The 25,861-nt window shown below is 65.5% G+C and carries 28 protein-coding genes; 13 read left to right on the forward strand and 15 right to left on the reverse strand.

The genetic code is table 11. The features are described 5' to 3' along the window. Positions 1 to 125 precede the first annotated feature (125 nt). Positions 126 to 1,244, reverse strand: coding sequence for a flavodoxin-dependent (E)-4-hydroxy-3-methylbut-2-enyl-diphosphate synthase (ispG, locus tag ABD050_RS08485; protein WP_343888846.1), 1,119 nt, complete (start codon positions 1,242 to 1,244; stop codon positions 126 to 128). Positions 1,245 to 1,308: 64 nt separating this feature from the next. Next, the gene (locus tag ABD050_RS08490; protein WP_343888847.1) at positions 1,309 to 2,157 is read right to left on the reverse strand and encodes a LytTR family DNA-binding domain-containing protein; all 849 of its coding nucleotides are present in this window, start codon (positions 2,155 to 2,157) and stop codon (positions 1,309 to 1,311) included. Positions 2,158 to 2,246: 89 nt separating this feature from the next. Here ABD050_RS08490 and ABD050_RS08495 point away from each other — a divergent pair, with 89 nt between their 5' ends. The 4 genes from ABD050_RS08495 to ABD050_RS08510 all read left to right on the forward strand — a co-directional run bounded on the left by ABD050_RS08495 (position 2,247) and on the right by ABD050_RS08510 (position 6,538). Further along, positions 2,247 to 3,416 carry an acyltransferase family protein gene (locus ABD050_RS08495; protein ID WP_343888848.1) on the forward strand — a complete coding sequence of 390 codons (1,170 nt, stop codon included), beginning with the start codon at positions 2,247 to 2,249 and terminating at the stop codon, positions 3,414 to 3,416. Positions 3,417 to 3,531: 115 nt separating this feature from the next. Continuing rightward, entirely contained in the window at positions 3,532 to 4,695 is a 1,164-nt protein-coding gene (locus ABD050_RS08500; protein WP_343888849.1) for an acyltransferase family protein, read from the forward strand. A 2-nt stretch (positions 4,696 to 4,697) separates the two neighbouring features. Then, the gene (locus tag ABD050_RS08505; protein WP_343888850.1) at positions 4,698 to 5,627 is read left to right on the forward strand and encodes an isoaspartyl peptidase/L-asparaginase family protein; all 930 of its coding nucleotides are present in this window, start codon (positions 4,698 to 4,700) and stop codon (positions 5,625 to 5,627) included. A 47-nt stretch (positions 5,628 to 5,674) separates the two neighbouring features. Then, on the forward strand, positions 5,675 to 6,538 hold the full coding sequence (locus ABD050_RS08510; RefSeq protein ID WP_343888851.1) for a S1/P1 nuclease: 864 nt from the start codon (positions 5,675 to 5,677) through the stop codon (positions 6,536 to 6,538). A gap of 170 nt (positions 6,539 to 6,708) precedes the next feature. On the opposite strand, the gene ABD050_RS08515 is transcribed toward ABD050_RS08510, so the two are convergent. Further along, positions 6,709 to 8,157 carry an efflux transporter outer membrane subunit gene (locus tag ABD050_RS08515; RefSeq protein WP_343888852.1) on the reverse strand — a complete coding sequence of 483 codons (1,449 nt, stop codon included), beginning with the start codon at positions 8,155 to 8,157 and terminating at the stop codon, positions 6,709 to 6,711. 88 nt (positions 8,158 to 8,245) lie between these two features. On the opposite strand from ABD050_RS08515, the gene ABD050_RS08520 reads away from it, so the two are divergent. The 3 genes from ABD050_RS08520 (at position 8,246) to ABD050_RS08530 (ending at position 13,099) form a co-directional block, all read left to right on the forward strand. Continuing rightward, complete coding sequence (locus tag ABD050_RS08520) at positions 8,246 to 8,866, forward strand: TetR/AcrR family transcriptional regulator (RefSeq protein WP_343888853.1); 621 nt, start codon at positions 8,246 to 8,248, stop codon at positions 8,864 to 8,866. Positions 8,867 to 8,933: 67 nt separating this feature from the next. Beyond that, positions 8,934 to 10,031, forward strand: coding sequence for an efflux RND transporter periplasmic adaptor subunit (locus tag ABD050_RS08525; protein ID WP_343888854.1), 1,098 nt, complete (start codon positions 8,934 to 8,936; stop codon positions 10,029 to 10,031). Then, positions 10,028 to 13,099 (forward strand): efflux RND transporter permease subunit, encoded by a 3,072-nt coding sequence (locus ABD050_RS08530; RefSeq protein WP_343888855.1) that lies wholly within the window; start codon positions 10,028 to 10,030, stop codon positions 13,097 to 13,099. The genes ABD050_RS08525 and ABD050_RS08530 overlap by 4 nt, the downstream gene beginning before the upstream one ends. A gap of 210 nt (positions 13,100 to 13,309) precedes the next feature. On the opposite strand, the gene ABD050_RS08535 is transcribed toward ABD050_RS08530, so the two are convergent. The 9 genes from ABD050_RS08535 to ybgC form a co-directional block, all read right to left on the reverse strand. After that, positions 13,310 to 13,579 carry a hypothetical protein gene (locus tag ABD050_RS08535; protein WP_343888856.1) on the reverse strand — a complete coding sequence of 90 codons (270 nt, stop codon included), beginning with the start codon at positions 13,577 to 13,579 and terminating at the stop codon, positions 13,310 to 13,312. Between the two features lie 112 nt (positions 13,580 to 13,691). Next, positions 13,692 to 13,898 carry a type II toxin-antitoxin system antitoxin gene (locus ABD050_RS08540; RefSeq protein WP_343888857.1) on the reverse strand — a complete coding sequence of 69 codons (207 nt, stop codon included), beginning with the start codon at positions 13,896 to 13,898 and terminating at the stop codon, positions 13,692 to 13,694. An 11-nt stretch (positions 13,899 to 13,909) separates the two neighbouring features. Further along, positions 13,910 to 14,812 (reverse strand): SPFH domain-containing protein, encoded by a 903-nt coding sequence (locus ABD050_RS08545; protein WP_343888858.1) that lies wholly within the window; start codon positions 14,810 to 14,812, stop codon positions 13,910 to 13,912. A 143-nt stretch (positions 14,813 to 14,955) separates the two neighbouring features. Next, complete coding sequence (pal, locus tag ABD050_RS08550) at positions 14,956 to 15,447, reverse strand: peptidoglycan-associated lipoprotein Pal (RefSeq protein ID WP_343888859.1); 492 nt, start codon at positions 15,445 to 15,447, stop codon at positions 14,956 to 14,958. A 115-nt stretch (positions 15,448 to 15,562) separates the two neighbouring features. Beyond that, positions 15,563 to 16,984, reverse strand: coding sequence for a Tol-Pal system beta propeller repeat protein TolB (gene tolB, locus ABD050_RS08555; protein WP_343888860.1), 1,422 nt, complete (start codon positions 16,982 to 16,984; stop codon positions 15,563 to 15,565). 11 nt (positions 16,985 to 16,995) lie between these two features. Next, positions 16,996 to 17,877 carry a cell envelope biogenesis protein TolA gene (locus ABD050_RS08560; protein ID WP_343888861.1) on the reverse strand — a complete coding sequence of 294 codons (882 nt, stop codon included), beginning with the start codon at positions 17,875 to 17,877 and terminating at the stop codon, positions 16,996 to 16,998. A gap of 16 nt (positions 17,878 to 17,893) precedes the next feature. Continuing rightward, on the reverse strand, positions 17,894 to 18,343 hold the full coding sequence (gene tolR, locus ABD050_RS08565) for a protein TolR (protein WP_343888863.1): 450 nt from the start codon (positions 18,341 to 18,343) through the stop codon (positions 17,894 to 17,896). Next, positions 18,343 to 18,999 carry a protein TolQ gene (gene tolQ, locus ABD050_RS08570; RefSeq protein ID WP_343888952.1) on the reverse strand — a complete coding sequence of 219 codons (657 nt, stop codon included), beginning with the start codon at positions 18,997 to 18,999 and terminating at the stop codon, positions 18,343 to 18,345. The genes tolR and tolQ overlap by 1 nt, the downstream gene beginning before the upstream one ends. Positions 19,000 to 19,031: 32 nt before the next feature. Next, positions 19,032 to 19,499, reverse strand: a complete 468-nt coding sequence (ybgC, locus tag ABD050_RS08575) for a tol-pal system-associated acyl-CoA thioesterase (RefSeq protein WP_343888864.1) — start codon at positions 19,497 to 19,499, stop codon at positions 19,032 to 19,034. 127 nt (positions 19,500 to 19,626) lie between these two features. Between ybgC and ABD050_RS08580 the strand changes: the two genes are divergently transcribed. The 5 genes from ABD050_RS08580 to ABD050_RS08600 are packed head-to-tail and all read left to right on the forward strand — an operon-like array spanning position 19,627 to position 22,934. Further along, on the forward strand, positions 19,627 to 20,064 hold the full coding sequence (locus tag ABD050_RS08580) for a hypothetical protein (protein WP_343888865.1): 438 nt from the start codon (positions 19,627 to 19,629) through the stop codon (positions 20,062 to 20,064). Between the two features lie 37 nt (positions 20,065 to 20,101). Then, positions 20,102 to 20,542 carry a hypothetical protein gene (locus tag ABD050_RS08585; protein WP_343888866.1) on the forward strand — a complete coding sequence of 147 codons (441 nt, stop codon included), beginning with the start codon at positions 20,102 to 20,104 and terminating at the stop codon, positions 20,540 to 20,542. Beyond that, positions 20,535 to 20,744 carry a helix-turn-helix transcriptional regulator gene (locus tag ABD050_RS08590; protein ID WP_343888867.1) on the forward strand — a complete coding sequence of 70 codons (210 nt, stop codon included), beginning with the start codon at positions 20,535 to 20,537 and terminating at the stop codon, positions 20,742 to 20,744. Before ABD050_RS08585 ends, ABD050_RS08590 begins: the two co-directional genes overlap by 8 nt. A gap of 22 nt (positions 20,745 to 20,766) precedes the next feature. Continuing rightward, entirely contained in the window at positions 20,767 to 21,501 is a 735-nt protein-coding gene (locus ABD050_RS08595; RefSeq protein ID WP_343888868.1) for an ABC transporter ATP-binding protein, read from the forward strand. Next, complete coding sequence (locus tag ABD050_RS08600; protein WP_343888869.1) at positions 21,498 to 22,934, forward strand: hypothetical protein; 1,437 nt, start codon at positions 21,498 to 21,500, stop codon at positions 22,932 to 22,934. Before ABD050_RS08595 ends, ABD050_RS08600 begins: the two co-directional genes overlap by 4 nt. Here ABD050_RS08600 and ABD050_RS08605 read toward each other — a convergent pair whose 3' ends face one another. After that, positions 22,935 to 23,483, reverse strand: coding sequence for a TetR/AcrR family transcriptional regulator (locus tag ABD050_RS08605; protein ID WP_343888870.1), 549 nt, complete (start codon positions 23,481 to 23,483; stop codon positions 22,935 to 22,937). It lies immediately after the preceding gene. Positions 23,484 to 23,572: 89 nt separating this feature from the next. Here ABD050_RS08605 and ABD050_RS08610 point away from each other — a divergent pair, with 89 nt between their 5' ends. Further along, positions 23,573 to 24,289, forward strand: coding sequence for an alpha/beta fold hydrolase (locus ABD050_RS08610; protein WP_343888871.1), 717 nt, complete (start codon positions 23,573 to 23,575; stop codon positions 24,287 to 24,289). On the opposite strand, the gene ABD050_RS08615 is transcribed toward ABD050_RS08610, so the two are convergent. Both ABD050_RS08615 and ABD050_RS08620 read right to left on the reverse strand, forming a co-directional pair. Then, positions 24,258 to 24,863, reverse strand: coding sequence for a YdeI/OmpD-associated family protein (locus ABD050_RS08615; protein ID WP_343888872.1), 606 nt, complete (start codon positions 24,861 to 24,863; stop codon positions 24,258 to 24,260). The genes ABD050_RS08610 and ABD050_RS08615 overlap by 32 nt on opposite strands. A 1-nt stretch (position 24,864) precedes the next feature. Beyond that, on the reverse strand, positions 24,865 to 25,851 hold the full coding sequence (locus ABD050_RS08620) for an NAD(P)H-dependent flavin oxidoreductase (RefSeq protein ID WP_343888953.1): 987 nt from the start codon (positions 25,849 to 25,851) through the stop codon (positions 24,865 to 24,867). Between the last annotated feature and the right edge of the window lie 10 nt (positions 25,852 to 25,861).

The raw sequence follows: 25,861 nt of genomic DNA on the forward strand, positions 1-25,861 counted from the left end.
CGCTTGCTCCCGTCGTTCACACAGGAGCAACATACAATGTATCTTACTTCAGTTCCAGATGACTAGCCCGCCGCGGCTTAGATCAGCGATAACGCTTATGACGAAGAATGTCTTAAAGCCCCGGCTCAGGCCGCGGCGCGCGCTTCGTCAGCTGCCTCGATCTCGGCTGCCTTGTTCTCGACCAGCCTGACGATGTGCTCGATCATGTCCTCGCTCTGGACAGTGTGGTCGGTGACGCCAGAGAGATAGACCATATGCTTGCCGTTGCCGCCGCCGGTGAGGCCGATATCGGTCTCGCGCGCCTCGCCCGGGCCGTTGACGACGCAGCCGAGCACCGACAGCGACATCGGCGTGCGGATATGCTGGAGGCGCTCCTCCAATGCCTGGACGGTGCGGATCACGTCGAAGCCCTGGCGGGCGCAGCTCGGGCAGGAGACGACGCGGACGCCGCGATTGCGGATGCCCAGGGCCTTCAGGATCTCGAAGCCGACCCGCACTTCCTCCTCGGGCTCAGCCGAGAGCGAGACGCGGATCGTGTCGCCGATGCCGTACCAGAGCAAGGAGCCGATCCCGATCGCCGACTTGACCGTGCCGCCGACGAACCCGCCCGCCTCGGTGATGCCGAGATGCAGCGGGCAATCGACGACTTCGGCAAGCTGCTGATAGGCGGCGACCGCGAGGAACAGGTCGGACGCCTTCACCGCGACCTTGTATTCGTGAAAGTCATGGTCCTGCAGGATCTTGATGTGATCGAGCGCGCTTTCGACCAGCGCCTCGGGGCAGGGCTCGCCGTACTTCTCGAGCAGGTCCTTCTCGAGGCTACCGGCATTGACGCCGATCCGGATCGCACAGCCATTGGCCTTGGCCGCGTTGACGACTTCCTTCACCCGCTCCGACGAGCCGATATTGCCGGGGTTGATGCGCAGGCAGGCAGCGCCGGCATCGGCGGCTTCGAGCGCGCGCTTGTAGTGGAAATGGATGTCAGCGACGATCGGCACGCGGCTGGCGCGGACGATCTGGCGGAGTGCCGCGGTCGATTCGACATCGGGGCAGGAGACGCGGATGATGTCGACCCCGGCATCCTCGCAGCGCCGGATCTGGTCGATCGTCGCTCTGGCGTCGGAAGTCAGCGTGTTGGTCATCGTCTGCACGGTGACGGGGGCGTCGCCGCCGACCGGCACGTTGCCGACCATGATCTGACGGCTCTGACGGCGCGTGATATCGCGCCACGGGCGAAGGGACATGCGGGCAACCTTTCGAATTCACGCCTCATATAGCGCCGCATGCCGCGGCACGGAAGGCATAGGCTCAGCCCTGCACCGATTCGCGATAGCGCCTGCTTCCCTTCAGCTCGGTCCCGTTTTCGAGCACCACGGTGAAGTCGCCGCTGCGATCGGTCTCGATCCGGCGGATCGCCGCGCGGCGGACAAGTCGGCTGCGATGGATCTGGACGAATCCGGCGCCCAGTTCAGCCCCGACGCCGGCCAGCGTCGCGCGGTGAAGCAATGTCCGCGGCGCCCAGGCGATCTCGACATAATTGCCAGCGGCGGTGACATGATCGATCTGGTCGACGGGCACTTGGTGAGTCACCGCACCATCCGCGACGGTCAGCATCCGCTGGGTCGCGGGCACGGCGACGGGAAGGCCGGCACGGGCGATGAGCCACTGCGCGATCACGGCCAGGCCGGCAAACTGCAGATACGTCGCGAAATCCTTGCGATATTCGTAGAGCAGGCGATCGGCGATCGAGCCGAACAGATCGAAGAAGTGATAGCGCCCGCCCTCCATGGCGTAGAACAGCTTCCGCAGCCCGACCATGAGGGCGATATGCCAGAGCGAGACCGGCACGCTCGCAAGCAGAATCAGCAGCGCGACAACGACCCAGGAGAAGCGGGGCGGACGCACGCGGAGGACAAGCCACCAGATCGCCGGCGTCGCCGTCAGCCAGGCGATGATGCTGGTCGTTTCCCAGCTCCAGATATGGACCGCCGTGTCGTGTTTCCCGCTGAGCGCGAGATCGCTCATCATCGATTCGGCGTCGGCAACCAGGATCGCCAGCAGCACGATGGCGAAGCCGGCAGCGAGCAGCAGCGCGAGCCGGCGCTGCGCACCGTTCATCCCGTGTCGACCGCCGCTCGTCCCCATGCCCGTCGCCATCGTCCCTCCGGTGCCGCCTCCCGCCCCATCCCGATACCGGGGCCGGGCGCCGCTCGCTAGCCGTCACCCATCGATCATGGAGGCAAGGAATGGAACGGCATTGCGGCATGGACTGGCTGCGGATCGGGGCCTTTGGCCTGCTGATCTTCTATCATATCGGCATGGTCTTCGTGCCCTGGGGATTCCAGGTGAAGACCGCGCAGCCGGCCGACTGGGTCGCCGTGCCGATGCTGCTGACCAATGCGTGGCGCCTGACCCTGTTGTTCGTGGTGTCAGGCTATGCCAGCCGTGCCTTGTTCGCAAAATCGGCGAGCGTCCGCAGCTTCCTCGGCAATCGCAACACCCGCCTGCTCTTGCCGCTCCTCTTCGGCATGGCGGTGATCGTGCCGCCGCAAAGCTGGGTCGAGCTGACCACCCAGCACGGCTATACAAGGAGCTTCGCCTGGTTCTTCACCAGCGACTATTTCCGGTTCGGCACGCTCGACGGGATCATCCTGCCGACCTGGAACCATCTGTGGTTCGTTGTCTATCTCTGGGTCTACACGCTGGCGCTCGCCGCGCTGCTCGCACTGCCGCGTCTGGCGGGAGCGCAAGCTGCGTTCGACCGGGCCTTTGCGGGCCTGCGCGTCCTTTGGGTGCCGATCGCCTGGCTGCTCGTTTTCAACCTGCTCCTGTTCCGGCGTACCGAGGATACGCATGACCTGTTCCACGACGGCGTCGCGCATCTCGCCTATTTCCCCGCCTTTCTGTTCGGCTTCGGCCTTGCAGGGTCGAAGCCGGCAATGGCGGCGCTGGCGCGGCTCTGGCGGCCATCCGCCGTGCTCGCGATCGCGGGCTATCTGATCGTCGCGTCGGTCGAGATTGCCTATCCGGGCTTCGCCATGCCCTCCAAACCGATCGCCGCGCTCTACCATGTCGCGCGCGAAGTGCAGTGCTGGGCGAGCATCGCCGCGCTGATCGGAATCGCCGAGCGCTTCTGGAACAGCGACACGGCATGGCAGCCGATGCTGACCGAGGCCGTCTTCCCCTTCTACATCATCCATCAGACGGTGATCGTGGTCGCCGAATATTGGCTGCGGCCCCTCCAGATCGGCCCGGTCGCGGAGTTCGCGATCCTCGTGCCGGTCACGGTCGCCGGTTGCTGGGCCTTTTATCTGACCGGCCGACAGATTGCCTGGTTGCGGCCAATGATCGGGCTGCGCCGCCGGCCCCACCGTGATTCTTCCGACGTACCGGCGCCAGAATTGCGTAGCGCCTGACGCCGATCGAGCCCGGCCGCGACAACCGACGCGGCCGGGCCACCACCCGTCGCGCGACGGGGGTATGGCACACCTCAATGCTGGCCATCCGCGGCGGCCACGCTAAAGGCCGGGGATGGATCGGCACTACGGCCTCGACTGGCTGCGTATCGGCGCGTTTGCGCTTCTCATCTTCTATCATGTCGGCATGGTCTTCGTGCCGTGGGACTTCCATGTGAAGACCAGTCATCCGACTGAATGGGTCGCGATCCCGATGCTCGCGGCAAACAGCTGGCGGCTGATGCTGCTGTTCGTCGTCTCCGGCTACGCCAGCCGCGCGCTGCTGGTGAAGGGCGGCCATGTCGGCGGCTTCATCGGATCGCGCAGCAAGCGGCTGTTGATTCCGCTCCTGTTCGGCATGGCGGTGATCGTGCCGTTGCAGCCCTGGATCGAGCTGATGGGCAAGCATGGCTATGCTCAGGGCTTTGCCTGGTTCTGGCTCCACGACTATTTCCGCTTCGGCAGCCTGGAAGGGATGATCCTGCCGACCTGGCAACATCTCTGGTTCGTCGTCTATCTGTGGATCTACACCATGGCGCTGGCCGCCGGACTGTGGCTGGCGCGCGGCCGGAGTGTGCAGCCTGTGTTCGACCGGGTGTTCGGCACGGTCGCGGTGGTGCTGGTGCCGATCGCCTGGCTGCTCTTCGTCGACATGGTGCTGTTGCAGGGTGCGCAGGAGACTCATGACCTGTTCGACGACCCACTCGCTCATCTCCATTATCTGCCGGGCTTCCTGTTCGGCTTCGCGCTCGCTCGCTCGGGGCCGGCCATGGCGGCGATCGGCCGCTGGTGGCGGCCGGCGGCGGTGGTCGCGGCGCTGAGCTATTGCATCGTCGCCGCGATCGAGTGGCGCTGGCCGGGCAGTGCGATGCCCAGTCCTTTCGGCGCAATCTTCGCCGCGGCGCACGCGGTGCAGGGCTGGTGCACGATCGTCGCACTGATTGGCGTCGCCGAGCGTTTCTGGAACCATGATCACCCGTGGCGCAAGACGCTGACCGAGGCGGTCTTCCCCTTCTATATCGTCCACCAGACGGTGATCGTCGGCGTCGAGTGGATCTTGCTTGGCCAGAATCTGCCGGCGGCCGAGGAATTCGCCATTCTCGTGGCCGCGACCATAGCCGGGTGCTGGGCCTTCTATCTGCTCGGCCGCGAGATCAACTGGCTGCGGCCGCTGATCGGGTTGCGAACCAAGTCGGCGCGGCCTCGCGTCAACGATCGCCTGTCACCGTCGGGAGCCTGAGCATGACCGAACCGGCGATCTGGACCCTGGTGCTGCATGGCGGGGCCGGGATGATGACCCGGGAGCGGATCGACGCCGCAACCGATGCGGGCGCGCGGGCCGGGCTATCGGCGGCGCTCGACGCCGGATCGGCGATCCTGGCCGGAGGCGGCAGCGCCATCGATGCCGTCGAGGTGGCGGTGCGCGTGCTCGAGGACGATCCGCACTTCAACGCCGGGCGCGGCGCCGCGCTCAGCCATGAAGGCGTGGCCGAGCTCGATGCGGCGATCATGGATGGCAGCAGCCGCGCGGCTGGCGCGGTTGCCGGCGTGACGGCGACCCGCAACCCGGTCAGCCTCGCCCGCGCGGTGATGGAGGAGAGCCAGCACGTCCTGCTCGGCGGCGAGGGCGCCGACCTCTTCTCCCGCGAGCATGGGCTCGAACAGGCGGGGCAGGACTGGTTCATACTGCCCGAGCGGCGCCGGCAGCTCGAGGAGCTGAAGGCGCGCGGCGCCGACTCGTTCGATGTGGACATGAAATATGGCACGGTCGGCGCGGTCGCGCTCGACACGCGCGGCCATGTCGCCGCCGCGACCTCGACCGGCGGCGTCACCGGCAAGCGCTGGGGCCGGATCGGCGATTCGCCGCTGATCGGTGCCGGTACCTATGCCGATGATCGCGCCTGTGCCGTCTCGGCGACTGGATCGGGGGAATATTTCATCCGCCTTGGCGTCGCGCATGAGATCTGCGCGCGGGTCCGGCTGGCGGGAGAACCCATTCAAGCCGCAGCCGACGCGGTGATGGCCGAGGTGAAGGCGCTGGGCGGCCGAGGCGGCGTGATCGTGACCGGGCCGGGCGGCGAGACCGTCTGGAGCTTCAATACGGCCGGCATGTTCCGGGCGATGGCCGATTCGAGCGGTGCGCGGCGCATCGCCATTTACGGGGACGAATAGCCGCCCGCCCGCTTCCGCACCGCAGGCGCAGCGGCTAGAGCATTGCCATGAGTCGCATCCTCCCAGCTCTCGCCGCCGTCGCGCTCGCCGCGACCGCTTCCCCAGCCGCCGCTTATTGGGAATATGGCCACCAGACCGTCGCCGAGATCGCGCGCGCCAATGTCCGCCCGCAGACCCGCGTCGCGATCGAGCGCCTGCTCCGTCAGTCGACCGCGTTGCTCGACACGCCGACCTGCCCGACGCGCACGATCGAAGAGGCAAGCGTCTGGGCGGACTGCATCAAGACGATCAAGACCCCCGACGGCAAGCGGCCCTATGATTATGCGTTCGCCTGGCACTTCCAGGATGTGAACATCTGCAAGCCCTTCGACCTGGTCGAGCCCTGCAAGGACGGCAAGTGCGTCTCGGCGCAGATCGAGCGCGATGTGAAGCTGCTCAGGGACAAGCGCACGCCGGCCAAGGACCGCGTCCAGGCGCTTGTGTTCCTGATCCACTTTGTCGGCGATCTCCACCAGCCGCTCCATGCCGGCGAGAAGGACGACAAGGGCGGCAATGATGTCGGCGCGACCTATGGCATTTATGCGACTCCCCATTTCAACCTCCACTCGGTCTGGGATGGACCGCTCGCCGAGCGTGCGATCACGACCGGGCCATCACTGGTGCGGCGCTATCCCGCGGCCGTGCGCACCCGCATCGCGGCCGGCACCGTGACTGACTGGAGCCGCGAGAGCTGGCTGGTTGCGCATGACAGCGTCTATGCCAGCGCGCTCGGCGGCGACCCCTGCGCGCCGAACCCAGCGCATGTCACGCTCGACGAAGCGACGATCGACAAGCTCGTGCCGGTGGCCAAGCTTCAGGTCGAGCGCGGTGGTTTGAGGCTGGCGAAACTGCTCGACCAGGCCTTGAGTTAACCCGCGCTCGACGCTGGTAGCGCAGGTTTCGACGCGGTTGAATCGATGACGGGTGGACGGTGCGACGTCCTCCATCTGTTGGGAATGTCATGCAAGGCGCTGACATTTCCAATTGTACAGAACATTGTACAATGTTTCGTGCAGCCTGCGATATTCCTGAGCCTGCCGGCCTAGAGAGCTGCTCGCTCCGCACTCGACCATCCGCCACCCAGGGCCCGGAACGAGGAGATCGCCGCGCGTGCGGCTTCGGTCCGCGCCTGTATGCGCGCATCGCGGGTCGCAAGCAGACGATTGTCGGCATCCAGAACCTCGATCAGGCTGACAACACCGCCTTGATAGGCGGCAAACGAGGCCTTGCGCGCGCGGACCAGCGAGTCCTCTCCCTCGGCCAGAGTGCGTTCCTGCTGCTCGCGTTCGACCAGGCTCGAAAAGGCATTCTCCACATCTTCCGATGCACGCAGGACCGCCAGCCGATAGGCCGCCAGGGCCTCGGCATCGCGCCCCCGCGCAGCGGCGATTTCCGCATCGACCCTGCCAAAATCGAATAGCCGCCAACGCAGGCCCAACACCCCCTGCGCCTGGGTTGCCCCTGAACCGAACAGCCCGCCAGCCGCGGTCGTGGCGGTACCAAGCAACCCGCTCAGGGAGAGCTTGGGATAATATTGGGACACGGCCTCCCCGATCCTTGCATTGGCCGCGATCAGTCTCTGCTCGCTTGCAAGCAGATCGGGCCGCCTGCGCAGAAGCTCCGCCGGTCCGCCCGCATCAGCGATCGCGGGTGGAACCGGGATTGGGCTGGGCGCCGCCAGGCGGCCATGATTGCTGCCCGGCTGGGATCCGAGCAGCACATCCAGTGAATTCATGGCCGACTCGAGCGCTTCGCGCAGGACCGGCAGCGTCGCGGCGACTTGCGACAGCGCCCCTTTCGCCTGGTTCAGCTGCAGTTCGGCGGCGACGCCCTTGCGGTATTGAAGGTCAATGATGCCGACCAGGCGGCGCTGCGTATCGACCTGCTCCGTCGCGATCGCGATACGGTTTTGCAAGCCACGGATCGCCACATAGGTTTCCGCCGTCTGCGCCGCGACCGCTATGCGCGCGCCCGCGACGTCAGCCTGCGACGCGCCATAATCGGCACGCGCCGCCTCCCGTCCGCGACGCAACCCGCCGAACAGATCGATTTCCCAACTCGCGCTGACGCTTCCATCATAGAGTTCGCCGTCGCGCGCGAAGCCGGGCACGCCGCTCAGCAATCGACCCGTTGGCGTTTCGAGCGACTGATGCGCGGTGGCCGCATTGGCCGAAATCTGTGCCGATGGCAGCAACGCAGCGTTCGCGGCGCGGAGCCCCGCCCTTGCCTGGGAGACCCGCGCGACCGCCTGCGCCACGTCAAGGTTATGATCGAGCGCCTCCTCGATCAATTGAGTCATCAAGGGATCGTCGAAGCCGTTCCACCAACTCACCAGGTCCGATGGCACGGCAGCGGCACGCGCAGCGACCGCCGGCTGCCCCATGAAGCGGCCGGCCGACGCGACTTCCGGGCGGTGATAATCCGGCCCCACGGCACAACCACCCGGACCCAGCGCCACCAGAAGGAGACCGGCAATTCTGGCGTTTCGCATGACACTCGTTCCTTTCGTGAACGAGTAACTAATATACGTTTTGGTCACAAGTTGTCAAACATGGCCGCCATGGCTATACGTCCTGATGATGAACGACCTTCAGGAGAGCCCCGTGGACGGGCAACGCGGCCCGGCGGACCACAATATACGCGAGCAGATTATCGCCGCAGCCTATGACCATTTCGCGCACTACGGATATGGCAAGACCACGGTTTCCGATCTGGCCAAGGCAATCGGATTTTCCAAAGCGTATATATACAAATTCTTTGACTCTAAGCAGGCCATTGGCGAGGCTATTTGCAGCAATTTCCTATCCGAAATTATTGTGACTTTGGAAGAGTCGGTCTCATCCGGCCGTTCCGCGACCGAAAAATTTCGTATAATGGCCGAGACATTGACGGACACAGGGGTATTCCTGTTTTCCAATGACAGAAAACTTTACGATATCGCTATCCATTCGTGCACCGAAAAATGGTCTTCATCCCTCAAATATATCGAGAATATTGAGCATATTCTCGCACGAATCATCCTGGAGGGCCGGGAATCGGGCGAGTTCGAGCGCAAGACGCCGCTCGATGAGACCTGCCGAGCGATCATGGGGGCAATGAAGCCTTTCGTGAACCCAGTGATGCTTCAATATAATCTGGACGATCTGCCCCGTGACAAGAACGAGATGATCAGCCTGGTCCTGAGGAGTCTCGCGCCCTGAATTTGTAACCAGTGACCAATTGACATATCCGTCACAATCGTTCAGGCAGCATTTCTCCTCATGAGAGATGTCCGCCATGTCGTCCTGGTATCGAATCCTGTCCGCGCTTATCGCCACCACAGCATCGCTGTCCCTTGCCGGCTGCGGCAGATCCGAGGCCGATCCCCGGACCGCACCTCAGCTGGTGCGGGTAACGACCCCCATTCCGGCAGCGGGCGCTGAACGCGAATTCACGGGCGTCGTCTCGGCACGCGTCCAAAGCGACCTGGGATTTCGGGTCGGCGGCAAGATCACGGCGCGACTGGTCGATGCCGGCCAGAAGGTCCGGAGAGGCCAGCCGCTGATGCGAATCGACTCGACCGATCTGGCGCTCGCGGCGGCGACGCAGGACGGCGCGGTGACGGCGGCGCGCGCCAGGGCGGTCCAGACCTCCGCTGACGAGGCGCGATACCGCGAGCTTGTCGGCGCGGGCGCTGTGTCCGCTTCAGCTTATGATCAGATCAAGGCAGCGGCCCAATCGGCACGCGCGCAATTGGTGGCCGCCGAGGCGCAGGCGCGGGTTGCGAGAAACGAGACTGGCTATTCCACCTTGCTCGCAGACGCCGACGGCGTTGTGGTCGAGACATTGGCCGAGCCGGGGCAGGTGGTATCGGCCGGCCAGATCGTCGTCCGCCTCGCCCAGGCGGGGCCCCGCGAGGCAACGATCAGCCTGCCGGAAACCGTTCGTCCCGCGATCGGTTCGGCGGCACGCGCCAATATCTATGGCGTCCCGGCCTGGGGCGCCGCCCGGTTGCGCCAGCTATCCGATGCAGCGGACCCGAAATCCCGAACCTTCGACGCGCGCTACAGTCTGGAAGGTCCTCCGGCGGCGGCACCGCTTGGCGCCACTGTCCGCATCGCCCTGCCGCTGGCCGGCAAAGCCTCCGGCATGCAGATCCCATTGGCAGCGCTGTACGACAGCGGGCACGGGCCTGGGGTGTGGGTTCTCACCGGCGGCGAGCCAAAAGTCGCCTGGCGCCGCGTGACCATCGCCGGACTCAGCGACGAAACCGCAACGATCTCATCCGGCCTTGCCCCGGGCGAGCGCATCGTCGCGCTCGGTGCCCATCTCCTGCATGAAGGCGAGCGGGTCCGTGTGGATGCCGTCGCGACCGCTTCGCTGTGAGCGGGTTCAACCTCTCGGCGCTCGCGGTACGCGAGCGGTCGGTAACGCTCTTCCTCATCATCGCCATCTCAGCGGCAGGCCTGTTCGCCTTCCTCAATCTCGGCCGCGCCGAGGACCCCAGTTTCACGGTCAAGGTGATGACCGTCGTCAGCGCCTGGCCCGGTGCGACCGCGCAAGAGATGCAGGACCAGGTGGCGGAACCGCTCGAGAAGCGCATGCAGGAACTGACCTGGTACGACAGGAGCGAGACCTTCACGCGCCCCGGCCTGGCTTTCACCCAGTTATGGCTGAAGGACGCGATCCCCCCCGCCGCCGTTCCCGAACAAATCTACCAGGCCCGCAAAAAGCTCGGTGACGAGGCAGCGAAGCTCCCCCGCGGCGTGATCGGACCGCTGATCAACGATGAATTCGGCGACGTCACCTTCACGCTCTATGCGCTCAAGGCGAAGGGCGAACCGCAGCGACTGCTGGTGCGGGAGGCCGAGCGCATTCGGCAGCGGCTCCTGCATGTGGCGGGCGTCAAGAAGGTGGAGATCATCGGCGAGCGGCCGGAGCGGATTTTCGTCAATTTCTCGCACGACCGGCTTTCGAATCTCGGCGTTGCGCCACGCGATGTCTTCGCGGCCCTCAACAACCAGAATCTCCTTGTGCCGACCGGCACGGTCGAAACCAAAGGGCCTGAAGTCCAGGTGCGGCTGGACGGACAGCTGGATGATCTGGGCAAGATCGCGCAGACGCCCGTTATCGCCAACGGCCGGACCTTTCAGCTTTCGGACATCGCCGAGATCAAGCGGGGATATGAAGACCCGCCGACCTATCTGATCCGCCACCAGGGTGAACCGACGCTGGAGTTGGGCGTCGTGATGAAGGATCGTTACAACGGACTCCAGCTTGGCAAGGATCTCGACAAGGAGGTCGCCTCGATCACGGGTGAAATGCCCGCCGGCCTCAGCTTCACCAAGATCACCGATCAGTCGGTCAATATCGAGGAAGCGTACGGCGAATTCATGCTGAAGTTCTTCGTCGCGCTTGTCGTGGTGATCGCCATCAGCCTCATCACCCTGGGCTGGCGCGTGGGCGTCGTCGTGGCTGCCGCGGTGCCGCTGACGCTTGCCGGTGTGTTCATCATCATGCTCGCGACCGGCCGGGATTTCGACCGGATCACGCTTGGCGCGCTGATCCTCTCTCTCGGGCTGCTGGTCGACGATGCCATCATCATCATCGAGGCAATGGTGGTGAAGATGGAGGAAGGGCACGACCGGATCTTCGCCTCGAGCTGGGCATGGGGACACACCGCCGCGCCGATGCTGGCCGGAACATTGGTCACCGCCATTGGCTTGATGCCCGTCGGGTTCGCGAAATCGACCGCCGGCGAATATGCGGGCAACATCTTCTGGGTCGTGATGTTCGCGCTGTTGACCTCCTGGGTCGTCGCGGTCGCGTTCACGCCCTATATCGGCGTGAAGCTTCTCCCCGATATCGCCCGGGTAAAGGGCGGCCACGAGGCGATCTACGGCACGCCGGCATATCAGAGGCTGCGCAAGGCAATCGCCGGGCTTGTCGCGCGGCGCAAGACAGCAGTATTCGCCGTGGCGGCGCTTTTCCTGATCGCGGTGCTTGGGCTCGGGCTCGTCAAGAAGCAGTTCTTTCCGATCTCCGATCGGCCGGAAGTCCTGGTCGAACTGCAATTGCCCGAGGGCACTGGAATCGCCGCGACCACCGCAGCCACGGTCAAGGTGGAGTCCTGGCTCCGTCGGCAGCCCGAGGCGAAAATCGTCACCAGCTATATTGGGCAAGGTGCGCCGCGCTTCGTCCTCAACATCTCCCCGGAAATGCCCGATCCCTCCTTCGCCAAGATCGTCGTCATGACCGAGAGTGCGAAGACGCGGGAGATATTGAAGCGGCGAATCCGCCTTGCCGCTGCCCAGGGGCTGGCCCCCGAGGCGAAGATACGCGCCACCCAGGTCGTATTCGGGCCGCCTTCCCCTTTCCCCGTCGCCTTCCGGGTGATGGGCCCCGACGTCGCAAAAATACGCGAGATTGCGGAACGCGTGCGCACTGTAATGCTCGCCAATGCGTCGCTGCGACAGGTGAACACCGATTGGGGCGAGCGCGTGCCGGCGCTTCACTTCGTGGTCGATCAGGACCGCCTGAAAGCGATCGGCCTGACGACGCGGGACGTCGCCGAACAGCTCCAGACCTTCCTGACGGGCACGACGGTGACCGAAGTCCGCGAGGATATTCGCTCAGTGGGCGTCGTCGCGCGCAGCGCCGGGACCGACCGGCTCGACCCGGCGAAACTCAATGGCTTTACCTTGGCCGGCAATACAGGCGAGCGCATCCCGCTCGACCAGATCGGGCACACCGAGATCAGGATGGAGGACCCGATCCTCCGCCGCTATGACAGGTTTCCGACGATCACCGTGCGCGGCGATGTTGCCGAGGGCACCCAGCCGCCCGATGTCGCGAACCAGGTGTTGACGCAGATTGCGCCGATCATCGCCAGCCTGCCCGCGGGCTATCAGATCCAGACCGGTGCTTCGCTCGAGGAAGCCACCAAGGCCAACAAGGCTTTGGCCGCTGTCTTCCCTGTCATGCTGATCCTGATGATGGTGGTGATCATCTTCCAGGTCCGCTCGATGACGGCGATGGCGATGGTTCTGCTCACCGCGCCACTCGCATTGGTCGGCGTGGTGCCGACTCTGCTCCTGTTCGACCAGCCATTCGGCTTCAACGCGATCCTCGGGATGATCGGGCTGGCGGGGATCATCATGCGCAACACGTTGATCCTGATCGGCCAGATCCATTCGAACGAAGCTGACGGGATGGATCCCCATCGCGCGCTCGTCGAGGCCACCGTACAGCGCGCACGACCGGTTATCCTGACCGCGCTGGCCGCCGTGTTCGCGTTCATCCCCCTCACCTTCTCCGTCTTCTGGGGATCACTCGCTTTCACGCTCATCGGTGGCACCATCGGCGGAACCGTGTTGACGCTCGCCTTCCTCCCCGCGCTCTATGCTTTGTGGTTCAGGATCAAGCCCGTTGGCGCTGCGGCGGAGGGCCACTGAAGAAGGTAGTGCGCGAGTATCGTCGCTGCGCTGCAAACTTATGAAATAAGATGACATTTCCTCGATCCTCCCCCGCCAGGGCAGGGCTATCGCATATGGAAGACAGACGGAGAACATCGGCCCATTTGTTCGTCGAGCGATTCCGGTCTGTTCCCCGTCCGCCCCTGGTCCAGAAGCCATATGCGATAGCCCTGCCCGCCAGGGGGAGGATTAGCCGCGAGATCCCCAGCGCCAGTGCCAGCCGCCATCGGTCTTGCGCGCGGCGATCGTCATGAACGCCGCGGTGAGCGCCAGGCCGATGACAAGCTTTGGTACGATGCCGGCGACATAGCGCGTATCGAGCAGGAGCGCCGCCGCCAGGCCGAAGGTCAGTGCCCAGCCCTGCCATGTGACCGGCGTCGCGCCCAGGCCGAACAGCTTGGGGGCGAACCAATAGCCCTCCCGAATATGCAAGGCGCGCTTCACATCGTCGAACGTCATTTCAAAGTCCTTCAGTCAGACGCAGCAGCAGCCCAAGGCCGATACCGAGCAGCGTAACCGATAAGGCGATGAGCCAGGGCAGGCGGCCCCGCGTCGTGAAGATGCCGATCATTTACGTGTCTCCGGTCTTTGCCGGCCGGCCGCGCTTGGCCCGCACCGGCGCTTCGAGTTTCACCCCGCGCCTGGCCAGCGCCTCGCGCAGCAGGCATTCGAGCTGGGCGTTGACGCTCCTGAGATCGGCGGCCGCCGTGCGCTCGATCGCCGCGTAGAGCGCGGGATCGAGACGGAGCGGGAACGCCTTTTTGGGAGGAGCACTCAACGCTGCCGGCCTTATTGGTACAGGCTGCCGGCGTTCACGACGGGCTGGGTATCGCGCTCGCCGCACAGCACGACCATCAGGTTCGAGACCATCGCGGCGCGGCGCTCGTCGTCGAGATGGACGACATTCTTCTCGGACAGCATTTCCAGCGCCATCTCGACCATGCCGACCGCACCCTCGACCAGGGTCTTGCGGGCTGCGACCACCGCCTGGGCCTGCTGGCGGCGCAGCATCGCGCCGGCAATCTCCTGCGCATAGGCGAGATGGGTGAAGCCGCACTCGTCGACGGTGATGCCCGCGACGACCAGCCGGGCGATCAGCTCGGTGCGCAGCTCGGCGCTGACCTGATCGTGATTGCCGCGCAGCGTGACCTCCTGATGCTCGAAATCATCATAGGGATAACGCGCGCCGATGGTGCGCACCGCCGCCTCGATCTGGACGATGACGAAGGACTTGTAGTCGTCGATATCGAACAGGGCCTGGGCGGTGTCGGTCACGCGCCACACCACCTGCGCCGCGATCTCGATCGGGTTGCCGCGCAGATCATTCACCTTGAGCCGCTCGGAAATCATGTTGTTGGCACGAAGCGAGACCTTCTTGCGCCCGAGCCATGGCAGCAACCAGCGCAGGCCGGTGTTGCGATCCGTGCCCTGATAGGATCCGAACAGGGTGATCGCCACCGCCTGATTGGGCTGCAGCATGTAGAAGCCGCACAAGATGAAGGAGAAGGTGACCGTCGCGGCGGCCATGATCGTGCCGCCGAGCGCTGGATCGTTCCGCATCAGGCTCGCGCCGAAGATGCCCGCGACAAGCGCAAGCAGCATGATCAACAGCATGATATAGCCGCTCGACGTGGCGGCCGTACGTTCGCTCGACAGCGTGAGCGCGGTATTCCTGGCAACCGAATCCGACATGGGATCCTCCCGTTAATGTGATATCACTTTTATATCGGGATTTGCTTCGGCGCAAGGGGAATCGAATCCGCGCAAAAGCGCCGCCCAAATCTCGCGATCGGGGCGGCGCTTTTCTTGCTTGGTCCCGGCCCGAGCCGGGGGCTTCAATTCAGGACAATCGTCACCGCACGGCGGTTCTGGGCCCAGCTCGCCTCGTCCGAGCCGAGCGCGATCGGGCGTTCCTTGCCATAGCTGATCGTCGAGATGCGCGCCGGGTTGATGCCGCGCGACGCGAGATAATTCTTCGCTGCATTGGCGCGGCGATCGCCGAGCGCGAGGTTATATTCGCGGGTGCCGCGCTCGTCGCAATGCCCCTCGAGGCTGACCGGAACGTTCGGCCAGTGCGCGAGCCACGCCGCCTGGCTGTCCAGGATCGCGCGCGCTTCGGGATCGATATCATATTTGTCGTAGGCGAAATGGATCGTGTTGCTCGTCACCGAGCGTTCGAAATCGGCACGCGAACCGGGAACCACCTTGTCTTCGGTGACCGGGCCGTGATCGCTCGGCGCCGGCGGGATATATTTCGGCTTGGGGCTGCATCCGGCGGTCGCGGCTAGCGCGGCGGCGACGATGAGCGTTGTCGTCAGTCTGGCCATAGGGCGTCTCCTTCGATCAAGGGTCGTTTCGGTTGCGCTTCAACATTCGACGCCTCGGGGCATCGTCGTTTGGTTAACGAGAGTCAATCTTGAGCCGAAATGGCTGGAATCGACCCTAGGGGCGTAACGGCCCCCATGCCGGATCGGATCCGTCGAGGGGGGTCGCGAGCCTGCGCTCATTGACCCCGGTCAGATCGACCGACCAGAGATCGGCGTTTCCGGCGCCCCCCTGATGCGACCGGAAGAACACCAGAACGCGGCCATTGGGCGACCAGCTCGGCTGCTCGTCCTGCCAGCTATCTGTCAGCAGGCGCTCATTGCCGCCGGTCGGGCTCATCACGCCGATGCGGAAACCGCCGGCAATCTTGGTGAAGGCAATCAGGTCGCCGCGCGGGCTCCACGCAGGCGTTGCATAGCGACCGTTACCGAAGCTGATGCGTTGCGGGTTCGATCCGTCGGCCCCCATCACATAGATTTGCTGCGTTCCCGAGCGATCGCTCTCGAACGCGATCCGGGTGCCGTCGGGCGAATAGCTGCCGCCGGTATCGATCCCCGGGCTGTTGGTCAGCCGCTGCGGCGAGCCGCCGGCCGTCTCGACGCGGTAGAGGTTGGTATTACCGGCGACCGCCATCGAGAACAGGATCCAGCGCCCGTCGGGCGAGAAGCGCGGCGCGAAGGTGAGGCTCGGATTATTGACCACGAGATGCTGCCGGGCTGTCCCGATATCGTACAGATAGATCGCCGGGCGATCATTCAGGTAGCTCATATAGACGATCGATTTCTGGTCCGGCGAGAAACGCGGGGTCAGCACGATCGACTGGCCATTGGTCAGGAAGCGGTGATTCGCGCCGTCCTGATCCATGATCGCCAGCCGTTTCAGGCGGTGCGCCTTGGGGCCCGTCTCCGAGATATAGACGATCCGGCTGTCGAAATAGGGGCCTTCGCCGGTCAGCCTCGTATAGACCATGTCGGCGCATTTATGCCCCGCGCGGCGCCAGTCGGAAGGCGAGACGACAAAGCCCTGCCGGGTCAACTCGCTCCGGGCGAAGATGTCGTAGAGATAGCAGCCGACGGTCAGCGTGCCGTCGCCATTGGCGCGCACAAAGCCCTGGACCAGTGTCTGCGCCCCGGCGCCGCTCCAGAAATCGAAGGTCGGCGCGGTCACCTCGCCATAAGGGACGCTCTTGAGCGCCCCCGGACCGACCGGGTTGAACAGCCCGGAGCCCTTGAGGTCGTTGGTGACGATCTGGGCGAGCTGCCGGCCGAGCTCGTCAGTACGCCCCGCCGGCGTGTTCACCGCCGACGCGGTCGGCATCACCGGGATCGCAATCCCGAGCGGCGCCGACGTGCCGCCCGTCACCGACACCTCGAGCGGTGGCGGCGTCTGATCGCCGGTCGCCGGCGGTTGCTGCTGCTGGTCCGGCGCGCGCGGCGTTTGCGCCGCGACCGGCGCTGACTGCGCCTGCGCCGAAACCGGCACGGCAAGGGCGGCAAGCGCGACCAGCCAGGACAATGCGAGCGAATATCGAAGGGTCATGCGTGCCTCGCTTAATGCTTCAATTGCCAAGTGAAGTTGATGTTGTTCCAGCCGCCCAAGGCGGTCTGATAATATTCGTCTGGCAATTTGAGCGGTGAACAGCCCTTGAACGCGGCGACGCCGAGATCAACCACACGCTGGACATAGCGTCCATTGTCTTCATCCACCCCGCTCGGGCTGCCGACCATTTTCGGCGTCGCCGAAAGCGTGCCGTCGCGATTGAGCCGCAGGTTGAGCTTGACCGAGATCTGGTTGGCGCCCGGCCCGGGAATGACCTGACGATCGGCGCAGGGCTGGATCTGCCGCGCGATCGCGGACTGGATGTCGGCCATTGCCTTCGCGTTCATCACGGCAGCCGGCGGCGCCTTTGATTTCGACTGGGATGGCCTGGTGCCGAGACCGTCGTTCAGGATATCGTCGATATTGAATCCACGCTGGTGGTTCTTGCTCGACGTCGCGCTGCTGCCGGTCCCCCGGGTCGTGGCTGCGGTGCTCGCCGGCGCGGCGGCACGTTTGGTCTCAGTCTTCGCCTTGTCAGGCGACGGCGCGACCGGCTTTTTCGGGAGCGGTTTCGCGATAGGGGCCGGCTTGGGTGGCGGCGCTGCTTCGGGCTGGGGCGTGGGCGGCGTCGGGTCGGGCTCGGCCGGCTGCTTCGCCGCGGCGGCAGCCTCCTCCGGCGGGCCCTGCTCGGGCGCCTTGGATTCCGACGGCGCTTCAGTCGATTGCGGTGCCGTCGCGGTCAGGCCGACATCATCGACCAGCGATACCTCGATCGGCTTGGCCTTTGGCGGCTCGATCTTGGGCGACGAGCAGAAGCTCAGCGACAGGAGCGCGAACAACAGGCCGTGGCCGAGCAAGGCCACGCCGAGCCCAGCCATTTCGGATCGCTGCATCAGGCCGCCCGTCCGGTCACTTGCTCTCGTCGCCGATCGTTACCAGGGCCACACGGTTGAGCCCGGCACGATTGAGCTCGCCCATCACCCGCATCACCCGACCATAATCGAGACTCTTGTCGGCGCGCAGGAAAACCTGAGGCGGCTTGGCCCCGTCAGCCCCGTTTCCGGCTTTTGCGACGATCTGCTGGAGGACATCGGGCAGGATCGTCTCGGTCACCTCATCCTTGTCGACGAAGATCTTGCCGCCTGCCTCGATCGTGATCTGGACCGGCTGCTGGTCCTGGTCGAGCGCCTTCGCGCGGCTGTCGGGCAGATTGACCGGGACGCCGGCAGTGAGCAGCGGCGCCGTGACCATGAAGATGATCAGCAGCACCAGCATGACGTCGACCAGCGGCGTGACGTTGATGTCCGCCATCGGCGCCCGCCGGCCGCGGCCGCGCTGCGAGGGGAGCTGCATCGCCATCAGAGCTTCCTCACGTCCGTTTCGAGCTGGCGGCTGAGCGTTGCATGGAAGCCGTCGGCAAAGCGGTTGAGCCGCGCCTCGATCTTGTTGATGCCGTGGCCGAAGCGGTTGTACGCGATGACCGCCGGAATGGCGGCGAACAGGCCGATCGCGGTTGCGAACAGGGCCTCGGAAATGCCCGGCGCCACGACGGCGAGCGAGGTGTTCTGCGCGCTGGCGATGCCGGAAAAGCTGCCCATGATGCCGAGCACGGTGCCGAACAGCCCGACAAAGGGCGCGACCGAGCCGATCGTCGCGAGGATGTTGAGACGATCCGAGAGCTTGTCGATCTCGTTGGCGACCGCGGAGCCCATCGCCGTCGCGAGCCGCTCGCGCGTTCCTTCGCGATCGACCGTGCCGGCGGCGGTCGACCGGCGCCATTCCCTGACGCCTGCCGAAAACACCCTGGCGACCGGCAGATCGCTTTCGCCCTCGATCCGGTGAAAGGCGTCGATATCCTCGGCCTTCCAGAAATCGCGCTCGAACCGGTCGATCCTGCTCCGCGTCCGCCCGATCCGGTACCAGAAGCTGACGATGATCGCCCAGCTCCAGACGCTGGCGAGCAGCAACCCGCCCATGACCACCAACACGACGATATGGGTCACAAATGGCGACATCGTCGCTGCATTGGTATTCAAGACAAGGTCAGTCACGAATCGTCGTCCCCTTGATCCACCAGGCGCCTGAACGCCTCGATCCATTCCGGCGGCTGCCGCTTTGGGCGGCCCGATGCTCCCACCAACGCCGCCGTCACATCTGCGTCGCTTAGTATCTCAGCCCCGCGCATGACTCTCTGCTGAATATCGACCGACGCGGCGCGCACCTGTGTCAATCTGGTCACCACCACCAGCGCGTCGTCGAGCCGTGCCGGACGGCGGTAGCGGATCGCGAGGCTGCTGACCGCATAAGCGCCCCCGCCCGCCTCATGGACGGCGCGCTGGTCGATCCCGGCGAGCCGCAGCATGTCCGACCGGGCGCGCTCCATGTAGCGCAGATAATTGGCGTGATAGACGACCCCCGACAGATCGGTGTCCTCGAAATAGACCCGCACCGGGAATCGATGCTCTTTCCCGTCGAAGCGGCCTTCGACCGGCTGATCCATTTGCGCCTGCACCATGCCCGGTCTCCTACCGGAGCGATCCCCGCGAAGAAACCCCGTTCGCCCCTCGCGCGACACTACTTGACGCCAAAGTAACCTGTGGGTTACATGAAACCTATAGGTTACACGACTCGGGGAAAATGACATGACCTGCGACATCGACATGGCCGAGCGCGCCGGCCGCCGCCGCGCACGGATCGTCATTGCATCAGCGGCGGTGTTCGTCGCCACACTGGCCGCGAGCACGAGCGAGCAGCGGCTGGTCGACCATGTCCGGATGATCGGCTGGGTCGCCTGGGGGGCGATGCTGCTGATCGTCCTGGCAGGCGGCGGCGGCTGGTTCCAGCCGCTCGGCGTGCGCAAGCTGATGAACGACGACGTCACCCGCGACAATCGTCAGCGCAGCCTGGCGGTCGGATTCTGGGTTGCGATGGGAACGGCGGCGCTGACCTTCGTGGTCGACCGCTACAAGCCGTTCCAGGGTCAGGACGCATCGCGCATCATCATCACCTTCGGCATCGCCGCCGCCTTGTTCTGGTTCGGCAAGCTCGAACGCAGTGCCTATCGCCACCAGGACCAGTGACGACCCATATCCATTCTTCGGATCGAGGAGCTGCATCATGGCCAGTCACGCCGATCTTGCCGACCGTATCGCCTGGGGCCGCGCCCGCGCCGCGACGGTGATGGCGCTCGTGTTCGTCGCCGCGCAGATCGGGAGCTTTCCCGACGACCTGCCGCTCAACCGGCCGCAAACACTCCATCTTGCCGCATGGATCGTCTGGGCGGCGGCGTTGCTGCTCTTCCTCTCGGTCGGCGGCGGCCTGTGGCGCGGGCGGCGCATGCGTGCGCTGCTCAACGACGAGACGACGATCGATCATCGCAGGCGCGCGATGGCGCTCGGCTTCTGGGGCACGATCGCCACTGCCGCGCTCGTCTATGGCCTGAGCTTCTACGAGCCGATCACGGCGCGGGAGGGTGCACGGCTGATCATCACCTTCGGCATTGCGCTCGCGCTGCTTCGGTTCGGCACGCTCGAGCGCAAGGCGCTGAAAAATGGCTGAACGGCTACTCAACAGCCTGAAGGACGAGCGCGCCCGGCTCGAGCTGACCCAGGCCGAGCTCGCTGACCGGGTGGGCGTCAGCCGCAAGACGATCAACACTGTCGAGAATGGCGTGTTCGTCCCGTCGACGATCCTCGCCCTGAAGCTTGCGGCCGCGCTTGGCCGTTCGGTCGAGCAATTGTTCCGGGTGGACGAAGGCTGAGCACGGCTTATTGTCCCGCTCCATGACCGAATCCGCCCTGCGCATCCGCGGCCTTGCCAAGAGTTTCGACAAGCCGGTGATCGCGGGGCTCGACCTCGAAATCGCAGCCGGCCAGCTCTACGCCCTGCTCGGCCCCAACGGCGCCGGCAAGACGACCACGCTCAGGATGGTGACCGGGCTTACCCGCCCCGACACCGGCAGCATCGAGATTTTCGGGATCGACGCCCGGCGGCATCCGCTGGAGGCCAAGGCGATCACTGCCTGGCTGCCCGACGAGCCGATGCTCTACGACAAGCTCAGCCCGAGCGAATATCTCGCCTTCGTCGCCGGGTTGTGGCGGATGGACCCGAGGAGCGCAGCCGAGGAGGCTGAAAGGCTGCTCCACTGGCTCGATCTGTGGGAGGAGCGCGACACGCGGTGCGAGGGCTTTTCGCGCGGCATGAAGCAGAAGGTCGCGCTGGCCGGCGCGCTGATCCACGATCCCAGGCTCCTCATCCTCGACGAACCGCTGACCGGCCTCGACGCCAACATGGCCCGCTCGGTGAAGGATGCGCTGCGCGCTCAGGTCGATGCCGGCAAGACTGTGATCGTCACGACTCACATCCTCGAAGTCGCCGAGCGGATGGCTGACCGGATCGGCATCATCGCCGGCGGCAAGCTGCTCGAGGAAGGCACGCTCGAGGAGCTTCGCGGGCGCGCCGGCAGCGAGGGGATGACGCTCGAGGACATCTTCATCCGCCTGACGAGCGGCGCTTGAGACTCGGCGTCAGGCCGGCGCCGGGCTCGTTCGCCTGGCTTGCGCTGCACGAAATCCGGCTTGCCTGGCGCACCCGGTCGCGGCGCGGCGCCACGCGCTGGATCGGCTATGCGCTGATCCTCGGGTGGTTCGCGCTTGGCTGTTTCCTCGGCTGGATTCTCCGCGACCACCCGATCCCCGATATTCCTGGCCTGCGCGCGGGCGTGCTGGCCGGCAGCATCGCCGTCTTCAGCTTCATGACCGCCCAGGCAATGATCGGCAGCCAGCGCACGCTGTACGAGACGGGCGATCTCGCCTTGCTCTTCACCGCACCGATCGAAGGGCGGACGGTGCTGCTCGCCAAGCTGCTCGGCATCGCCGGCACGATCGTGCTGACCTATGCCGTGCTGCTGCTGACGATCGTCGTGCCGATCGCCGCACTGGGCCATCCGCGGCTGTTCGGCGTCGTCGCGCTGCTCGCCGCGCTGGCGCTGGCCGCCGCAGCGATCGGCGTTGCGATCACGCTTGCGCTGGCGACGCTTGTCGGGCCCCGCGCCGCCCGTACCGTCGGCCAGGTCGCAGCGGCCCTGCTCGGCGGCGCGCTGTTCCTGACCCAGCAGATCGCATCGCATAGCGGCCGGCGCGAATCGAGCGTCGCGGTGTTGTTCGAACGCCTGCGCGCCAACGGCTTCGGCGAGAGCGGCGTGAGCGCCCTGCCGGGCCGCGCCGCTTTTGGCGATCCGCTCGCCATCGTGACGATGTTCGGGGCGGGCCTGCTACTGTTCATCCTCGCGGGCGTGACGCTGCAGCGGCTGTTCCTCACCGGCTATCAGGACGGCGGCGCCAGGCTTTCGCGAGCGCGGCCGACGGGGCGGAGGATCGCGCGGCTGTTCCACGCCAGCCTGTTCCGGTCGATCTTCGCCAAGGAATGGCGCCTGCTGGCGCGCGACCCGGCGCTCGCCTTCCAGATCGTGCTGCGGCTCGTCTATCTCACGCCGCTTCTGTTCGTCGCCTTTGGCGGCGGTGATCAGATACCGCTCGCGCCCGGGCTCGCCTTTGCCAGCGTGCTGATCGCGAGCCAGCTGGTCGGCAGCTTCGCCTGGCTGACCGTCTCGGCCGAGGATACGCCCGATCTGCTTGCCGTCTCCCCGGTCGCCAAGTCCGAGGTGGATTTCGTCAAGCTGATGGCCGCCCTCGCCATGGCCGCGCCACTCGGCGTGGTCCTGCCGATCGCGATCGCGCTGCAGACGCCGTCCGGCGCGCTCATCACGCTGGTCTGCACGGGCGCCGGCGGCGGGCTGGCGGGACTGGTCGAACTCAAGCTCGGCAAGCACGGGAAGCGGAGCAGTTTCCGGCAGCGCCGCTCGGGATCGATGGTCGCTGGCATCCTGTCGATCATGATCGCTGTCGTCTTCGGCGGCGCCGCGGCGATGGCAGTCCATTTCCTGGGCTGATCACGGACGCACCGGCGCCGACATGGCCGGCTTGATGCCGGCCTCGTTGAGGACCTCGGCGACCTTCTCGATCGGCCAGGGGCAAGGCTGGCGCAGCCACCAGGACATCAATTCGATGGTCACCGCAATCGCCAGGGCAATGCCGAGCTCAGCCGGGAGCCCGTTCTCGCCGGCGCGCGGTGCTGAAACCTCGCGACCCTGGCGCAGCAGCTCCTCCTTGACGGCGCCGGCCGCCCCGCCGGTCAGCAGCGTAGTCCATAGCGGCCGGTGCTGGTCGACATAAGTGCAGAGAGTCACACAGGCTGCGAGCGAGTCAGCACTATCGTACACTGGCACGGTGTACGCGACGAGGCTGCCGATTTCCTCGGCGATCACCTCGTCGAGCAGGGCCTCCTTGTTCGGATAGTGCCGGAAATAAGTGGTGTAGCCGACACCTGCCAATGCCGCGATATCCCGGATCGTGATCTGCTCCAGGGGTTTGGCGGTCAGGAGATCGACAAAGGCCCGGCGAAGATTCGCGCGGCTGCGACGAACGCGGGCGTCGTCCATCAGCTACAGGATCCATTGCGTTTCGGAATACAGTATTCCATATCTCGGCACTCCCAAGGTGTATAACGCCAGAATCAAAGGAGACGGCAATGGCGACGTTCGTGCTGGTTCATGGCGGCGGGCATGGCGGCTGGTGTTACCGGAAAGTGGCCCGGTTGCTGCGCGACGCGGGGCATGAGGTCTTCACGCCGACCTTGACCGGACTCGCCGAGCGATCGCACCTCTGCACCCCGGAGACCGATCTGGAAACGCACATCGCCGATATCGTCAACCTGCTCCGCTTCGAGGATCTCGAGAATGTCATTCTGGTCGGCCATAGCTATGGCGGCATGGTGATCACCGGGGTGGCTGATCGCGCTTCGGATCGGATCGCGGAGCTGGTCTATCTCGACGCAGCGCATCCGCGTGACGGCGAATCGCTGGCCACGCTCGCCCCGCAGCAGATGGAACCGACTTACGCGGGCGTGCGGGTCGTCAATGGGGTGGAACTCGTCATGTGGCCCTTTCCGGGCATGGCGCAGTTCTTCGGCATCACTGATCCCGATGATGCTGCCTGGACGGAAAGCAAGCTGACCCCGCATCCGTGGAAATGCTTTGCGCAGCCGCTCGCCCTCCTCAATGGCGACGCCGCGGCGCGGCTGAAGCGGACCAACATCAACTGCACCGCCTCGCTGGCCAGTAGCCCCGACGACGCTCGCGCCCGGCAGCTGGAGGGAAACCGCAATTTCGAGATCGACACCGGCCATGACCTGATGATCACCGAGCCGGAGGCAGTTACCGGCTTCCTTTTGCAGGTCGCGGCGTAGCGTGCACCTTCTCCCCGCGCGCGCACATGCCTGTGAATTTCGCGATCCGCGCGGCGCGGGTCTCGGGCTTCTTCGCTTCATGGACTCGGTAGAGGATGGCGTAGCGATTGGCTGAATCGAGGCTGTCGAAAAAGGCGCGCGCGCCGGGCTCCGTCTCGAGCGCGGCCGCCAGATCATCGGGCAGCGCGGCGGTGCTTTGCGGGGCATAGGCGGCGTCCCAGCGGCCGTCCGCCTTGGCCGACTCGATCTCGCATTGCCCCGCCGCCGCCATCCGCCCGGCCGCGATCAGCTCGCCGGCACGGACGCGGTTCTTCTCGGACCATTTGCTCTGCGCCTTGCGGGGCGTGAAGCGGATCAGCCACCAATGCGCGTCATACGGGTTCAGCTGGCCGTCGATCCAGCCATGGCACAGCGCGCCGTCGATCGCTTCGGCCTTCGAGACTGAAGGCGTACCCGCCTTTGCCTTGGCGAGCTTGAGCCAGACGCCCGCCGAGGTGCGGGGCTGCGCGGCAAGCCATGCCTCCCAGGCCGCCGCATCCGGAAAGGCGAGGATCGGCAGGCCGGCGCGCTCCATCTCAGGCCGCCCGCTTCTCCAGCGCGTGCGCGGCTTCGGCCATCAGCGTCGCGATGATCTCGGCGACCGGCTCTTCCTTCGTCACCATGCCGACCGACTGGCCAGCCATCAGGCTGCCATGCTCGACATCGCCCTCGATCACAGCACGGCGGAGCGCGCCCGCCCAATAATGCTCGATCTGGAGCTGGGCCTCCAGCATCTCGATCTTGCCCTCGTCGAGCAGCTGCGCGACTTCGCGCTGCTTGGCGGTAAACAGCTCGCCGCCGGCGTTCTTGAGCGCGCGGACCGGAATGACCGGCAGGCGCGGATCGATCTGGACGCTCGCCACCGCGTCACGGGCCGAAGCACGCAGGAACGCCTTCTTGAAATTGGCGTGCGCGATCGATTCGGTCGCGCAGACGAAGCGCGTGCCGAGCTGGACGCCCGCCGCACCCATGTCGAGATAGGCGGCGATCGCTTCGCCCCGGCCGATGCCGCCGGCCACGAACACCGGCACCTGCTCGGACACTTCGGGAAGGATCTCCTGCGCGAGCACGCTGGTCGAGACCGGACCGATATGGCCGCCGGCCTCCATGCCCTCGACGACCAGCGCGTCGACGCCCGAACGGATCAGCTTCTTCGCAAGCGACAGCGCGGGCGCGAAGCAGATCAGCTTCGCGCCGTTCGCCTTGATCGCATCGATCGAACCGGTCGGCGGCAGGCCGCCCGCGAGCACGACATGGCCGACGCCGTGCCTGTTGCAGACCTCGATCAGATCGAACAGCCCGGGATGCATGGTGATGAGGTTCACGCCGAACGGCTTGTCGGTGAGCGCCTTTGTCCCCGCGATCTCGGCATCGAGCAGCTCGGGGGTCATCGCCCCGCAGGCGATCAGGCCGAAACCGCCCGCATTCGACATCGCCGAGACGAGATGGCGCTCGCTGACCCAGGACATGGCGCCGCACAGAATCGCGACCTCCGAACCCAGGAATTCAACGCCTCGTGCCATCCGGCGGGCG

Source organism: Sphingomonas oligophenolica (assembly GCF_039522915.1).
GTDB lineage: Bacteria > Pseudomonadota > Alphaproteobacteria > Sphingomonadales > Sphingomonadaceae > Sphingomonas > Sphingomonas oligophenolica.